This is a genomic window from Marinobacter sp. (assembly GCF_041690615.1).
In the GTDB taxonomy this organism is placed as follows: Bacteria; Pseudomonadota; Gammaproteobacteria; order Pseudomonadales; family Oleiphilaceae; genus Marinobacter.
This window is the reverse complement of record NZ_JAWLGY010000028.1, coordinates 26,009-40,918: the sequence shown is the minus strand read 5'-3', so window position 1 is coordinate 40,918 and position 14,910 is coordinate 26,009. Positions and strand designations below refer to the sequence as shown.

General features: G+C 61.1%; 12 protein-coding genes. 5 read left to right on the top strand and 7 right to left on the bottom strand.

What is annotated here, in order from left to right:
- The coding region (locus ACESMZ_RS15800; RefSeq protein WP_372972952.1) for an AMP-binding protein at positions 1–1,105 on the bottom strand (1,105 nt) is incomplete at its 3' end.
- 151 nt (positions 1,106–1,256) lie between these two features.
- Here ACESMZ_RS15800 and ACESMZ_RS15795 point away from each other — a divergent pair.
- The gene (locus tag ACESMZ_RS15795) at positions 1,257–1,994 is read left to right on the top strand and encodes an SDR family NAD(P)-dependent oxidoreductase (RefSeq protein WP_372972951.1); all 738 of its coding nucleotides are present in this window, start codon (positions 1,257–1,259) and stop codon (positions 1,992–1,994) included.
- Positions 1,995–2,233: 239 nt separating this feature from the next.
- On the opposite strand, the gene ACESMZ_RS15790 is transcribed toward ACESMZ_RS15795, so the two are convergent.
- The 5 genes from ACESMZ_RS15790 to ACESMZ_RS15770 all read right to left on the bottom strand — a co-directional run bounded on the left by ACESMZ_RS15790 (position 2,234) and on the right by ACESMZ_RS15770 (position 7,279).
- Positions 2,234–3,013 (bottom strand): SDR family NAD(P)-dependent oxidoreductase, encoded by a 780-nt coding sequence (locus tag ACESMZ_RS15790; RefSeq protein ID WP_372972950.1) that lies wholly within the window; start codon positions 3,011–3,013, stop codon positions 2,234–2,236.
- 3 nt (positions 3,014–3,016) lie between these two features.
- Entirely contained in the window at positions 3,017–4,291 is a 1,275-nt protein-coding gene (locus ACESMZ_RS15785; protein WP_372972949.1) for an acyl-CoA dehydrogenase family protein, read from the bottom strand.
- 87 nt (positions 4,292–4,378) lie between these two features.
- The gene (locus tag ACESMZ_RS15780; protein ID WP_372972948.1) at positions 4,379–5,176 is read right to left on the bottom strand and encodes an enoyl-CoA hydratase-related protein; all 798 of its coding nucleotides are present in this window, start codon (positions 5,174–5,176) and stop codon (positions 4,379–4,381) included.
- A 14-nt stretch (positions 5,177–5,190) separates the two neighbouring features.
- Positions 5,191–6,483, bottom strand: coding sequence for a 3-hydroxyacyl-CoA dehydrogenase NAD-binding domain-containing protein (locus ACESMZ_RS15775; protein ID WP_372958783.1), 1,293 nt, complete (start codon positions 6,481–6,483; stop codon positions 5,191–5,193).
- A 109-nt stretch (positions 6,484–6,592) separates the two neighbouring features.
- The gene (locus ACESMZ_RS15770; RefSeq protein WP_372958782.1) at positions 6,593–7,279 is read right to left on the bottom strand and encodes a nitroreductase family protein; all 687 of its coding nucleotides are present in this window, start codon (positions 7,277–7,279) and stop codon (positions 6,593–6,595) included.
- A gap of 167 nt (positions 7,280–7,446) precedes the next feature.
- Between ACESMZ_RS15770 and ACESMZ_RS15765 the strand changes: the two genes are divergently transcribed.
- From ACESMZ_RS15765 to ACESMZ_RS15750, 4 genes are all read left to right on the top strand, one after another.
- Entirely contained in the window at positions 7,447–8,301 is an 855-nt protein-coding gene (locus ACESMZ_RS15765; protein WP_372972947.1) for a thioesterase family protein, read from the top strand.
- 151 nt (positions 8,302–8,452) lie between these two features.
- Positions 8,453–9,619 (top strand): C4-dicarboxylate TRAP transporter substrate-binding protein, encoded by a 1,167-nt coding sequence (locus tag ACESMZ_RS15760; RefSeq protein ID WP_372972946.1) that lies wholly within the window; start codon positions 8,453–8,455, stop codon positions 9,617–9,619.
- Positions 9,620–9,698: 79 nt separating this feature from the next.
- Positions 9,699–10,814 (top strand): CaiB/BaiF CoA transferase family protein, encoded by a 1,116-nt coding sequence (locus ACESMZ_RS15755; protein WP_372958779.1) that lies wholly within the window; start codon positions 9,699–9,701, stop codon positions 10,812–10,814.
- 27 nt (positions 10,815–10,841) lie between these two features.
- Positions 10,842–11,990, top strand: a complete 1,149-nt coding sequence (locus tag ACESMZ_RS15750) for an acyl-CoA dehydrogenase family protein (protein WP_372972945.1) — start codon at positions 10,842–10,844, stop codon at positions 11,988–11,990.
- Between the two features lie 131 nt (positions 11,991–12,121).
- Here the strand turns inward: ACESMZ_RS15750 and ACESMZ_RS15745 are convergent, their stop codons facing one another.
- On the bottom strand, positions 12,122–14,833 hold the full coding sequence (locus ACESMZ_RS15745) for a LuxR C-terminal-related transcriptional regulator (RefSeq protein ID WP_372972944.1): 2,712 nt from the start codon (positions 14,831–14,833) through the stop codon (positions 12,122–12,124).
- Positions 14,834–14,910 lie beyond the last annotated feature (77 nt).

Below are 14,910 nucleotides of genomic sequence, written 5' to 3'. Positions count from 1 at the left end.
CGCCCTCGGGAACGTCATTGCCCTGGTCATCAACGATTCGCACCCTCGACATGGTCGCCGGCTGGCCGCAGCTGAGCAGGCGTTCGGGATGTTCTGGGTCGTGGTCTTCCCGGCGTAGCCGGGTAATGAAATTGGGTGCCTCAGTCTGGCCATAGAGCTGCATGAACACCGGGCCGAAAGTGGCCAGGCCCTGTTGCAGCCGGTCCACGGTAATGGGTGCGGCACCGTACAGCATGGTGCGCAGGGCGCCCAGGTCCGGTTCCGGGCCGGGCTGTTCCTCGAGCCAGTCCAGCAATCGGTAGATCATGGTGGGTACCATGAAGGTGAGGGTCACACGATCGTCGCGGATTCGCCGGATCACCGTGGCTGGGTCGAACCCTGGCTCGATGTAATGAGTGGCGCCCTTCAGGAGGCCTGTGAGCAACAGCATGCCGGCAGCGTGGGGCAGGGGAGAGGTCAACAGCAAGCGCTCATCGTCCTGCAGGCCCAGTTCCGTCAGGTGAGAAAACAGGTTCAGGTACATGTTCTGCTGACTGTGCATGACGCCCTTGGGTTTGCCGGTGGTGCCACCGGTATAGCCGATAAAGGCAAGCTGGTCCGGGGTAATGTCTACCTGGGTATATTCCGGACGAGCGTCCGCCAGGAAGCCCCGCCAGGGAACCATTCCCGTCGGGCATGGGGCGCTGTCGCCAACGACAATAACGGTTTCCAGGTCTGGTAGCTGCGAGCGTTTTGCTTCCAGCAGCGACACCCGGCGTGCATCCACAATGGCGACCCGCACGCCGGCATCTGCCAATATGTAGAGGACCTCATCATCGCTGAGCATATCGTTCAGGGGAACCTTGATGGCTCCAGCCTGGATCACACCCTGATCGGCAACGGCAAATTCCAGGCAGTTGGCCATGGCAATGGCCACTGGTGTGCCGGGGCGAACGCCCAGGTCAGCCAGGCCATTGCCAGCGCGAATGGATTGCTCCAGTAACTGCCGATAGGTCAGCTTAAATCCGTGCATGGTCAGGGCGCAGCGGTCCCCGAAACGGCTCAGGGCGCCGGTGTACAGGGATTTGAGCGTAAGCAGGTCTGAAGGCATGGCGGAGGGCATCATGGCGTGACAGGAATCCTTTTATTGTTGTTGATTTTCACCTTAACGGGCGCCGTTTGCCCGAGCATCGTCGGATCGGACGATGCTCTGCCTTGAAACGCTGATTAACGTGGATTGTTATATCCACGACCCATTATGGCAGGAGAAAACAACAATGAACGATCTGGACTACACCGGAAAGACGGTACTGGTAGTGGGCGGCTCCAGCGGCATCGGCAATGGTATCGCCCAGGCCTTTCGTGCCCGGGGCGCCGAGGTGCATGTATGGGGCACGCGGGCGTCGGCGGATGAGTATGATGTCGCTGAGGGTTCGGATCTTGGCGGTCTGCACTATACCCAGGTCGATGTGGGCGATATGGATGCGATTGAACGTGTCCAGCCTGCCTTCGACAAACTCGATGTGCTGATCCTGTGCCAGGGCGTGGTGGTCTACAAGCGGGGCGAGTTCGAGCGTGCCGGGTGGGACCATGTCATCAACGTAAACCTCAACAGCCTGCGGGCCTGTGCCATGAAGTTCCATGACCAGCTAGCCGAAAGCCAGGGTTCTCTGATCATTGTGAGTTCCACGGCGGCGTTCCACTCCACCAAGGGTAACCCGGCCTACAACGCCTCCAAGGCAGGGGCGGTGGCACTGGTGCGTACCCTTGGCGAGGCCTGGGCACCGGAGGGTATCGCGGTAAACGGCATCGCGCCGGGATTTGTCGCGACCAAGATGACCAAGGTGACCACCGACAACCCGAAACGAAAGCAGATGGCCGAGGCAGCCATTCCGGTAGGGCGGATGGGCGAGCCCCGGGAAATGGCGGGACCTGCCCTGTTCCTGGCCTCGCCGCTGGCTTCCTATATGCGGGGGCAGACGTTGATTGTGGATGGGGGGCTCACACTTTCCTGACGAGCGTTTTTGCCATGGAATCCTTGGCCCTTCGACAGAGGCCCTTCGACAGGCTCAGGGCGAACGGATAAATACAAAGAGGTCTTTAGCCACGAAATCCACCAAAAACACGAAAGAAAAAGTGACGATCTAGACCTTATCAAACACTTAATTTTCGTGGATTTCTTGGCGAGGCAGCTTTCTCTTAATTGTCCCGTTCGCCCTGAGCTTGTCGAAGGGCGATAAACTCCGCAACCCATTCAGGCATTACGGGCCATCAGCCCGCCGTCCACGGGAATAACCGCGCCGGTAAGGTATGACGACGCGGGCAGGCACAGGCTGACCGTGATGTGGGCCACTTCCTCCGGCGTGCCGTAGCGTCTCAGCGCCGTGCGCCGTTTCGCGAAGATGACCTTGTGTTCCGGTGGCACGAATTCGGTCATTGCGGTGTCGATGGGGCCGGGGCAGATGCAGTTGACGGTAATGCCTTCCGGGCCCAGCTCCACTGCAAGGGCCCGGGTCAGCCCGGTAACACCGGCCTTGGCTGCTGCATAGGGGCTATTCTCTGCAGTGGCCCCCAGGGCCTCGGTGGACGCAATGTTTACGATACGTGGGTGGGATGACTGCTTCAGGGCGGGCAGGGCGGCCCGGACCAGTTGCTGCTGGGCGGTTAGCAGCACGGACAAGCAACGGCTCCAGACAGAGTCGTACTGATCGTCATCGATCGCTGCAAAACCCGAAATTCCAGCGTTGTTCACCAGGATATCGAGCCCGCCGAAAGTATCTGCTACGTCATTAACGACGCTGCGAATGGCTTCGGGGTCGCTGACATCCAGGTGCCAGGCCTGCGCCTGATAGCCGGCGCTGGTCAGCTGCTCCGCCACCGACCGGGCGCCATCGGAGTCGTAATCCGTTACGGCTACCCGGGCACCCTCACTGGCAAAGACCGCCGCCGTCGCCCGGCCCATGCCGCTGGCCGCACCGGTTACCAGTACGCGGCTGCCTTTGAGGGAGCGGCTCAGCTCAGTGATTCCGGTCATGGCTCAGTTCTCCCCATCCAGTCCGAACTTTTCCCGGGCCCGGCGGACCTGTTCGGATTTCAGGTAATCCGGGAACGACCCCTTTGCCGGTTGTACCTCCTTGAGCACTTCCCGGGCCACCGTCACCTTGTGCACCTCGGTGGGACCATCGGCGAGGCTGACGTGGAAGGAGTTGATGATCCATTCCGCAAAGGGCATGTCATGGGAAATGCCCAGGGAGCCGTGGATCTGCAAGGCCCGGGCGGCAATGTCGTTAAGGATCTTGGGCATGACGGTTTTGACCGCCGCGATGTTCTTGCGGGTGGCCTTGTAGTCATGGCCCTGGTCCAGCAGCCAGGCGGTTTCCAGGATCAGCAGGCGGAACTGACGCAGCTCCACCCAGGAGTCCGCGATCTTCTCCTGCACCATCTGTTTCTTTGCCAGTTGCTCACCCTTGGTGAAGCGCGATACTGCCCGCTCGCACATCATGTCGAAGGCCCGGGTGGCCTGGGCCAGTGTGCGCATGGCGTGGTGCATCCGGCCTCCACCCAGGCGAACCTGTGCTACGACAAAGGCGTCCCCCTGTTCTCCCAGCATGTTCTCGGCCGGCACCCGCACGTTGGTCCAGCGCAGGTGGGCGTGGGTATCTTCCGGCTCACCGTAGAAGCCATAGTTGCGAACAATCTCGATGCCCGGGGTGTCCGCCGGCACGATGAACATGGACATGCGCCGGTAGGGCGATGCGTCCGGGTCGGTGACCGCCATGATGATGAAAAAGCTGGCGAAGCGGGCATTGGAGGCAAACCACTTCTCGCCGTTGATCACCCATTCGTCGCCTTCCCGGACCGCCGAGGCTTCCAGCACCAGGGGATCAGCACCGCCCTGGGGCTCGGTCATGGTAAAGCAGGAGACAATCTCGTTATCCAGCAGCGGGTCGAGGAACCGTTTTTTCTGCTCCGGGGTGCCATAATGGGCGAGGATCTCGGCGTTGCCGGTGTCGGGGGCCTGAGAGCCAAATACGATCGGACCGAAGCGGGATCGGCCGAATTTTTCGTTCATCAGGGCCAGTTTGAGCTGGCCGTAGCCCTTGCCACCCAGCTCCGGTCCCAGGTGGCAGGCCCACAGGCCACGCTCCTGCACCTGCTTCTGCAGCGGCCTGACCAGGCGCTGGAACTCCGGGTCATGGATGTTCCACTGGCTACCCAGTACATGGTCCAGGGGTTCCACTTCGTCACGGACGAACTGGTCGATCCAGTCCAGTTCCTGCTGGAAATCCGGGTCTGTCTCAAAGCTCCACATGGCGTGCCTCGCTCCGTTGCCCCGCCCGGTCAAGGTTTCCGGACGGGAGTTGTCATTGGGAAGGTAGAAGGGGCCTGTATCAGGGCGTCAGAATTTCGGATCGCGCTTTTCGAGGAAGGCGCGAACACCTTCCTGGAAGGTCGGGCTGTCGATCAGTTCCTGCTGGCGCTCCGCCTCATAGGACAATTGTTCGGCAAGGGAGGCCGTGTCAGCCCGGTCGAACGCTTCCCGCAGTTCCGGCGCCGCATGGTTTGGTCCGGCCGCGAGCCGGCGCGCCGTCGCAACCGCCTCACTTTGGAGGTCTTCATCCGCCACGCACTTCCAGATCAGGCCCTCGCGGACCGCGTCCTCACCGTACATGCGTTCACCAAGCAGGCTGACGGCCATGGCCTTTGCTCGACCGATCAGCCGCGGCAGGATCCAGGTGGCACCGAGGTCCGGCAGGATGCCCAGCTTGGGAATGAAGGGGAACAGGAAGTAGGCAGACTTGCCCGCCAAAACCACATCCCCGGCCAGCGCGATGCTGGCGCCGGCACCGGCTGCGGCGCCATTGACGGCGGAGACCACCGGGAAGGGCAGCTCCCGCAGTTTGAGGGCCATCGGATTGGACAGTTCTTCCATTAGGTTTTTCACCTGGGTGCCCAAGCTGGGTCCGTCCGAGTCCGGGCTCATGGAACCCAGGTCGGCGCCGGAGCAGAACGCCTTGCCGGTGCCGGTGCCGGTGATGACCAGGGCCTTGATGTCCGAATTCCCGGCAATCTCGTCCAGGGCTGCCATCACCTCCTGCTGCAGTGGCACTGACATGGCGTTCATGGTCTTGGGCTGGTCCAGGGTGAGGGTGGCAATACCATCCTCAATGGACAGGTGGATGCGTTCGTAGCTCATGGCCGGATCTCCTGTCAGTTACCCGCCGGGAATTCGTCGTAGAAGCTGCCACCGGTTTCGGCCAGCTTGCGGATGGTGGCCGTGGGCTCGTACTGGGTGCCCAGGTGACGGTATTGCTCACACTGTTCCAGGATGGTCTTTGCGCCCAGGCTGTCGGCGTAGCGGATGGCACCGCCCTTGTCCCGGGGGAAGCCCACGCCCATCAGCAGAGCGGTGTCCAGTTCCTCGGCGGAGTTGACCACCTTGTCTTCCAGGCAGTGCACTGCTTCGGTGATCATGGCCAGCATCATGCGTTGCTGGATGTCCTCGACGCTGACGTCCTTCTGCCCGTTGGGCTGGATTTCTTTCAGCAGTTCATGGGCCTCGGCGCTGGAATGCTTCTGGGGACGGCCGCTGTCGTCCGGCGTGTACTCGTAGAAGCCCTTGCCGTTCTTCTGGCCGAGGCGATCCTTTGACTTCATCAGGCGGAAGGCGTCGTTTTCAATATGGGGCATGCGTTCGGGGTAGCCGGCGGAAATAACGTCAGAGACGTGGCTGCCGGTGTCGATGCCGATCACGTCTTCCAGGTAGGCCGGGCCCATGGGCCAGCCGAAGGCCTCCATGGATTTGTCCACGTGCTCGAAGTCGGCGCCTTCTTCAACCAGCTGCAGGAAGGCACGGGTGTAGGCGGTGAGGATACGGTTCACCAGGAAGCCGGGACAGTCCTGTACCACGATCGGTGTCTTGCCCATTTTCAGGGCCCAGGTAACGGCGGTGGAGACGGACTCATCCGAGGTGCGGGTGCCCTGGATGATCTCAACCAGCGGCATGACGGGCACCGGATTGAAGAAATGCATGCCAACAAAGCGCTCCGGGTGCTTCATGTGCTGGCCGATATCATCGATGCGCAGGCTGGAGGTGTTGGTGGCAATCAGGGTGTCGTCACGAACCACCGCTTCCAGCTGGTCCAGTACCTTATGCTTGAGGCCCAGGTTTTCCACCACTGCTTCGATAACGCCATCGACCTTGTCGAAGCCCTCGTACTCCAGGGTTGGCTCGATGGTGGCCAGAACCTGGTCCGCCTGTTCCTGCGTCATCTGCTCTTTCTTGACCAGCCGATTCACCTGGCTGGTGGCTGTTTTCATGCCCAGGTCCAGTTGCTCCTGGGCGATATCCTTCATGATCACCGGCACGCCGTGGGCGGCGCTGGTAATGGTGATGCCACCACCCATGATGCCGGCGCCGAGGACCGCTGCCTGCTTCACCGGGCGGGCCTTGTCACCGTGTTCCTTGAAAACCTGTTTGAGTTCGGCGGAAAGTCCGGACATGTGTTTGCCTCCTGTTGTCTGAATGCTATTGGAACAAATAACGTGGCGGGGCCCTGCTGTCGTCGTCCGAACCGACGAAGCAGGGGCGCTGCTGGACAGGGCTGTTGGCTCAGATACCCCGGAAGCTGGCGAAGTCTTCCAGGGCGGCACGGCGGGTGCGGAGCTCGTTGACCGGGTCTTCCTCATCCATGTAGCCGATGGACATGCCGGTGAACAGCATGAGGTCATCCGGTGGGTTGAGGAAGTCGTTAAGGGTCTTGTGGTACAGGCTCCAGCACTCCTGGGCGCAGGAGTCCAGGCCTTCCTCGCGGAGCAGCAGCATCACCGTCTGCAGGAACATGCCCAGGTCGGACCACTGGGGCGGCCCCATCTGCCGGTCCACATAACAGAACAGGGCGAGGGGGGCGCCGAAGAACTGGTAGTTGCGGGCAAACCAGCCCATGCGGGCGGCCTTGTCTTCCCGGGGGATACCCAGCAGGCCGTACATGTCCTCGCCCACCTGGAAGCGATAGTCCCGGTAGGGGGCTTTCAGGCCCGGCGGATAAACATTGTATTCGGGGTCCTCACCGGTGGGCGCCTCTTTCACCCGGGTGGCCATGATTTCCTTGAAGGCTTTCAGGTCATCACCACCGACCACATACAGCTGCCAGGGCTGTACGTTGCCACCGGAAGGGGAGCGGGCGGCCTGCTCCAGCACCCGGCGGATCACAGCGCCGTCCACGGGCTGGTCAGTGAAGCCACGAACTGACATGCGGGTGTCTACGGCCTCGGAAACGGTAGTCGCCTTGCTTCTCATGGGAAATCTCCCTGCTGGTCTTGTTGTCTGGAAGAACCGGTTATAGCCACTCATCTTGGCGTTCAGGTAAACCGCTGGCAATCGTCGCTTACGACGAAGTAGCTTGCGAAGCCGACGCGGAAAATGGATCCTAGAAGGTTCATCACTTGCAGGAAAATCGTCTTACCATGAATGCAGAATCTCCATCCGGTGCCGTCTTTCGCGGCGCCCTGACACCCCGTTATACCGACCAGGACACCTGGCGCCACGTCAATAACTCCCGCGCCTACCAGTTGCATATCGAGGCCCGCATGCAGGCCCTGGTCAATCGCTTTGGCCCCGATGCCTGGTTCTCCGACGCTGAGCGCCTGCGTCCTTTGCGGGCTATCACCCAGTTCCGGGAGATGAGCTTTTACGGCAGTGATATCCAATTCGTGGTCACCCTGGTGGGAGTGGACCGCAACCGGGTACAGCTGCGCACCGAACTGCACCAGAACGACCAGCTTGTGGGTATCCAGGATGTCTGGCTGGGGGCCTTCCTGAACCATGAGCGGGTAGCCTTGCCGGAGGGTATGTTCAACCGCTTCCGGGCGGATGTGGATACCGATCCGGTGGCCATGCCGGATGAGGGCTACAGCCAGTTCGCGGAAGATTTCTCTCACTTCCCGGTCCACAAGGAACTGACCCCCCGCTATGCCGACATGGATGCGGACAGCCAGCGCAGCGAGGCTGCCATCGCCCGCTACATGGAGCAGGCCCGCTTCGGCACGCTGCAGAATGTGGATATCGGCAACCTGGGCCTGCTGATTGCCGCCATGGACATTACCTACCTCCATTTTCGTCCCAGTTCGACCCCCGTGGAGCTGGTCACCGGGGTCAGTCATATCGGAAACACCTCCTTCCACCTGACCGGCGGTGCAAAGAGTCGCCATGGCGTCCATGCCATTGCCAACAGCGTTATGGTCGTCGTCAATCTGGAGACCAACCGGCCCGCACCCATTACCGATAACATCCGGTCACAGCTGGAAAAACTCCGCCTGTAGCCGTACTTCACCATCGCCGGACGCCAGCCGAAAACCACGAACAGTTCGTCGGTTCCGACGATGGTGAGCCCCTGTGTGGCTACCTACACTGATCTTTACGTTACGTTGCCCCGATACCGGTACAACAACAATAAAGATCAGGAGGTCCACCATGATTTCGCGTAAATCCCTGCTTTCCGTCGGCGGCCTGTCCGCATCCGTTCTCACAGCGGCCATGCTGGCCACGCCGGCCCAGGCACGCACCTTGTCCTATGCGTCGGTGTACCCCGCCGGGTCGGAAGCTGACAAGGCGGTCCATGCCTGGGCAGAGAAGCTGGAGGAAGCGTCCGGCGGTGACCTGTCGGCGAAGATCTATCCCATGTCACTGCTCAGTGCCTCGGAGGTTTCCGCCGGTGTCCGGGACGGCCTCGCCGATGTGGGTTACCTGCTGACGGTCTACTTCCCGTCGGAATTTCCCCACATCAACCTGATCAACGAGTCTGCCATGCAGACGAACCTGATCGACCCTGAGCGGCTAAACGGCATGGGTACCTTCGCCTTTGAGGGGGCTATTACCGAGTTTATGTTCTTTAACTGCCCTGAGTGCATGGAAGAGCTGAAGGCGCAGAACCACGTCTACACCGGTAATGTCGCCAGCAGCGGCTATGGACTGATATGCACGACACCTGTTGTTGAGCCCGATGACATGGAAGGCCTGCGGATGCGGGTTGCCGGCTCTCACTGGTCCCGCTGGGTGTCGGAATTCGATGGTTCGTCTGTCTCCATGACGATCAGCGAAATCCGGGAAGGGCTGGGCCAGGGTGCTCTGGACTGCACCATCTCCTCGCTGCCCGAAATTACCAACCTTAGCCTGACTGAGGTCGTCACTGATGTCACCGTGGATCTGCCAGGGGGCATCTATGCCGGCTCCAGCGGTGCCAGTGTCAACGGGGATGTCTGGAAGTCTCTCTCCGAGGACCAGCGCAAGGCGATGCTCAAAGCCGGTGCGGACCTGACAGCCCGTACCCCGTGGCTGTACGAGAAAACCCAGGAGCAGGCGCTGGATGCGGTTCGCGAGAACGGCGGCAATATCCACGAAGCCTCCGCCGAGTTCAAGGAAGCGACCCGTGCCTTTGTCGAGAAGGACATGACTACCATCGTCGAGTATTACAAGGACCGCTATGACGTTCAGCGTGGTCAGGAGATGCTGGACGAGTTCGCAGAGATTCTCGACAAGTGGGTGGACCTGGTCCAGGGCGTAGAAAGTGTGGATGAACTTGCCGAACTCTACTACGACGAGATCTTCGCCAAGGTGGATGTGTCAAAGCACGGGCTCTGAGCAATACCCGACATCCGTTATCAACCGGGTCGCCGTCGCGACCCGGGTTATTGAATACCCAATGTGATCCGGGGGAACAATGGCAGGTCCACTGACAGGTAAACGCGTAATCGAAATGGTCGGGCTGGGCCCGGCGCCTTTCTGCGGCATGATGCTGGCGGACATGGGGGCCGAGGTGATCCGTATTGACCGGCCCGGTGCCGGCAAGGACGGTGCCTGGAAACACGACATCCTCTCCCGCAACCGCACCACCATCTGCATTGACCTGAAGAAGCCGGAAGGCGTTGAAGCAGTCCTGAAGCTGGTGGAGAAGGCCGACGCACTGATCGAGGGCTTCCGCCCCGGCGTAATGGAAAAGATCGGCCTGGGTCCTGATGAGTGCCAGGCACGGAATCCGGCGCTGGTATTCGGCCGCATGACCGGCTGGGGACAACATGGCCCCCTTTCCCACGCGGCTGGCCACGACATGAATTACATCGCCATCAGTGGCGCCCTGCACGCTATCGGTCGTGCTGATGAGCCACCTGTGGTTCCCCTGAACCTGGTGGGAGACTTTGGTGGAGGCGGCATGCTGCTGACCGTAGGGGTTCTGGCGGCCATGCTGGAAGCCACCGGCTCTGGCAAGGGCCAGGTGATCGATGCCGCCATGACCGACGGCGCCGCGCTGTTGTCATCCATGATGTACGGCTTCAAGGCCGCCGGTCAGTGGAGCAACAACCGGGGCGAGAACCTGCTGGATGGTGGCGCCCACTTCTACGATGTCTACACCTGTGCCGACGGTAAATACGTGGCGGTGGGGGCGATCGAACCGAAGTTCTATGCCGAGCTGCTCGAACGCTGTGGCCTGGAGCAACAGGCCTTCGAGCCCCAGATGGACCCGCGTCGCTGGCCCATGCTCAAGCTCAAGCTGGCGGATGTGTTCCGCACCCGCACCCGGGATGAGTGGTGCGAGATCCTGGAAGGTACCGACGCCTGCTTCGCACCGGTACTGGACTGGGACGAAGCACCCCTGCACCCCCACAACCAGGCCAGGAACACCTTCGTGGAGTCCGGTGGTTACACCCAGCCGGCGCCCGCACCCCGTTTCAGCCGAACGCCTTCGGATACTCCCACCGCGCCGGCCGCGCCGGTGGAGAATCCCGCTGATGTGCTTTCCAGTTGGGGCCTTCCGGATGACCTGATCCGCGCCCTTTAAACCGATTGATGAACCGAGGACTGAATTATGTCGATTGATCTGACGCCGAGCTGGCAAGACGAAGAGCTGTCCATGTTCCGTGACAGCGTGAGTCGCTTCCTGGAAGCCGAAGTGGTGCCCCATGATGAAGAAGCCCGCAAGGCGGGTAATGTGGGCCACGGGCTGTGGCGTAAGGCCGGTGAGATGGGCCTGCTGTGTACGGATATTCCCGAAGAGTTCGGCGGTGCCGGCGGCGACTTCCGTCACGAGGCGGTTGTGGCCGAGGAAATGGGCAAGCGCGCCCTGACCGGTCTCAACCATTCGGTTCACAGCATCGTGGCCCATTATTTCCTCAACCATGGTACCGATGAGCAGAAAGAAAAGTACCTGCCCCGTATGGCCCGTGGCGAGCTGGTGGGCGCCATTGCCATGACTGAGCCGGGTACCGGCTCTGACCTGCAGGCTGTGCGCACCCATGCCAAGAAGGACGGCGATCACTACGTGATCAACGGTTCCAAGACGTTTATCTCCAACGGCTTCCTGGCCGGCGTGGTTCTGGTTGTGGTCAAGACGGATACCAGCCAGGGTGCCAAGGGCATGTCCATCATGATCGTGGAGACCGAGAACCAGCCGGGCTACAAGGTAGGCCGTGTTCTGGACAAGATTGGTCTGAAGGCCCAGGACACGTCCGAGCTGTTCTTCGAGGACGTCCGTGTCCATGAAAGCCAGTTGCTCGGTGGCGTGGAAGGCCGTGGTTTCTTCCAGCTGATGGGTGACCTGCCCTATGAGCGTCTGTTCATCGGCGTTGGTGCCCAGGCCGCTATGGAAGGTGCCTACCACGCCACCCTGGACTATGTGCGTGAGCGTACCGCCTTCGGTCAGCCTATTGCGGAGTTCCAGAACACCAAGTTCAAGCTGGCGGAGATTGCCACGACCATCAAGGTGGGACGGGCATTTATGGACGAGTGTGTGCGGGACATGCTGGAAGGCAAGCTGGATACCACCAAGGCCTCCATGGCCAAGCTCTGGGGCAGTGAGAACCAGTGCCGGGTGATCGATGAGTGCCTGCAGCTGTTTGGTGGCTACGGCTATATGAATGAGTACATGATTGGCCGTATGTACACCGACGCCCGCATCCAGCGGATCTACGGCGGCACCAACGAAATCATGAAAGAGGTGATTTCCCGGTCACTGTAGGTTCGGCACTAATAAGGATTTTGGCCACGGAATCCACGGAAGAACACGGAAAGAAAAGACCAAAGACAACGATTCATCTTTTTTCGTGGGTTCCGTGGATTCCGTGGCCAAAAAGCCTTCAGTAAATGTGGTTAAACAATCCCCAGGCGCCGGGCAATCGCCACCGCCTGCGTCCGGCTGCTGGCATTGAGCTTGGAATTGATGTTCCGCAGGTGCGTCCGTACGGTGCTGTCGGAGACAAACAGCTTCTCCGCCATGGCACTGTTGGAATACCCCTCCGACAATAACTGCAGAACCCGGATTTCCTTGCGGGTGAGGGGATCCAGCAGAGTGTTTTCAGGCTCGGAGGAGGGGGCCTGTTCCTGGATTTCGGGACCGAAGGCATCCAGCAGTGACTGGATATACCCGGCGAGGATCGGGTCCGTGCGTTCCCCCTGTTCCCTCAGGCTCTGGGAATACAACAGCACGAGTGTGCCTGCTGCAGCACCTTCATCCACGATCAGTCGCAGGTAACCTTCCGACGACGCCACATGAAGCACGTCCGCCATGATTTCCAGGGCCTCCCGCAGGCGTGTGCCCCGGTGCAGGGCGATGGCCTTGAGCAGTTTCAGTTTCAGGGCCCGGCGGAAGCGCTGCTCGTCGTTGGCGTAGGTCAGTTCCCGGTCCAGTTCGGCCAGGGCCTTGTCCGGGTCACCCGTAGCGATTTCCATGCGGATTTCTGACAACTCCCGGTACTCCAGGTCATTGGCCGGCAGCCGCAGGGTCTGAACCCTTTGCCAGAGGTCCGTGTCACCGGCCCGGTCCAGCTCCTGGCGGGCGGCCTCATAACGCCGCTGCAGCAATAGCAGGCGGGAGCGCTCCAGCCGTGTGGTTGCCACGACACGGCTCAGGTTGCGGATATGGCCCAGGTGTTCCAGTTCCGTGAGGATGCGGAAAGCCTGGTCGATCTCGCCCTTGGAGAAGGCAATCCGTGCCAGCATGATATCGCTCAGCAACATATGGTCCGGCAGGCCCACATCCCGGGCCAGGGGGCCGTAGACATGGAGCAGGCGGGCGGCCAGGTCCAGCTGGTTCTGTTCGTAGATGGCGCCGGCGTGGAGCACCCCGGCCCAGGCGTTGCCGTTGGCCTGGCTGAAGGAGGAGGCCTGGCGGGTGGCACCTACCGCCAGGCGGAAGCGTGCAGCGGCCTGGCGCTGTCGGCCCTCCTGCATATCGATAATGCCTTCCACGGTTTCCGAGTACATCACGTTGAAGGAGCTGGCGTAGGTGCCCTGGGCATCCCGGGCGCCGTCCAGCAGTTGGCGGGCCTTGTTGTAGAGGCCCATCACCGAATAACTGCTTGCCATGGAGTTGATCAGCGCCATGTCGGCAAAGGGCTGGCAGGTCGGCAGCTCCGGCAGGCCGCGCTCGCCGATTTCAATGGCCTCTTCCTGGCGGTCCATCATGGACAGTGTCAGTGGCCGAATGGCCAGCACATGGGGGCGAATCTGGGGGTTGGTGGACTGCTCCAGCCCGGTTTCCTCCAGCATCTCCAGGGCTTCCGTCGGGCCGCGTGTGAAGCACAGGGCCCATACCCAGGTCATCTGCAGTTCTTCATCCTGCTTCAGCTGTTCTGGTGGAATGGTGCTGAACCACTTTGACAGCAGCCGCATCCGGCCCTGGGACAGCAGGTTGGCCGCATGAACCCTCAGCAGCCCAAGGGCCCGGTCGTAATCGCCTCCCTCCAGGGCATGGTCAATCGCCGGTACTGGCCGGTTCTCGTTCTCGTACCACTGGGACGCAGCGCGATGCAGGGCGGGAATCTCTTCCGGGTGTTCGGCGTTCAGCTGGGCCTTGAGAAATTCCGCAAACAGGCTGTGGTACCGGTAGGTGTTCTCGTCGTTGTCCAGTGGGGTCAGGAAGGTATGGCTGCTGGCCAGGTGTGACAGCATGGCCTCGGCGTCAGTATCCGGCAGCAGGGCCTGGCAGATGGATGCGTTGAGGTGGCGCAGGATACTGGTGCGCAGCAGGAAGTCCCGTACTGGCTGAGGTTGCAGGGCCAGTACGTCATAGGCCAGGTAGTCGGAAATGGTCTGGTCGGCGCCGGAGAAGCGTTCAATGAAGGCCTCGGGCGAGTCGTGGCTTTCCAGTGCGAGGGACGCCAGCCACAGGGCCGTTACCCAGCCTTCGGTGCGGTCGTGGATACGGATCAGGTCTTCCTGGGTCAGCGCCAGGTGCCGCCTGGAGATCAGGAAGTCGGTGGTTTCCTCGACGGTGAACCTTAGCTGACGGGCATCGATCTCCAGCAACTGCCCCCGGGCGCGCAGGCGCCCCAGACCAAGTTCCGGGAGATTGCGGGTGCCGATAATGAACTGGCCGCGCCTGGGGAGATGTTCAACGATTTCCCGTATAAGGCCCAGAACGGCGGCATCCTGCACACGCTCGAAGTCATCCAGGAAGAGGGCGAATGCGGACTGGTGTTCAGACAGCCGCGCCACGATATCCAGGGCGGCATCGCCGGTGGAGGTGAAGGTGCGGTCTTCGGGGGATCCTGTTTCCTTGCCATCCTCTGTCAGTTGCGAAACCGCGGCATTGAGGTACCAGAGGAAGCGGGATACGTCGTTGTCGGCATCATCCAGGGTCAGCCAGGCGGTGACCATGCCCTGTTCTTCCATGCGGGTCATGCACTGGCTCATCACGGTGGTCTTGCCAAAACCGGCTGGAGCCCGCACCAGCACCAAGCGTGCGGCAGAGGCGCCCAGTATCTTGTCCACCACATCGGTACGGGGCACCTGGACCGCCCTCGATGTGGGCGGGTTGAGTTTGCTGGTCATCAGGACCCGATTGGGGGAAGCAGCTGCCATCGGCTAATTGTCCTTATTCTGGGTCGTGGCCGCACTCTGTTATTGGGGGAGTGGTGATGCGTGCCACAGGTCCGACA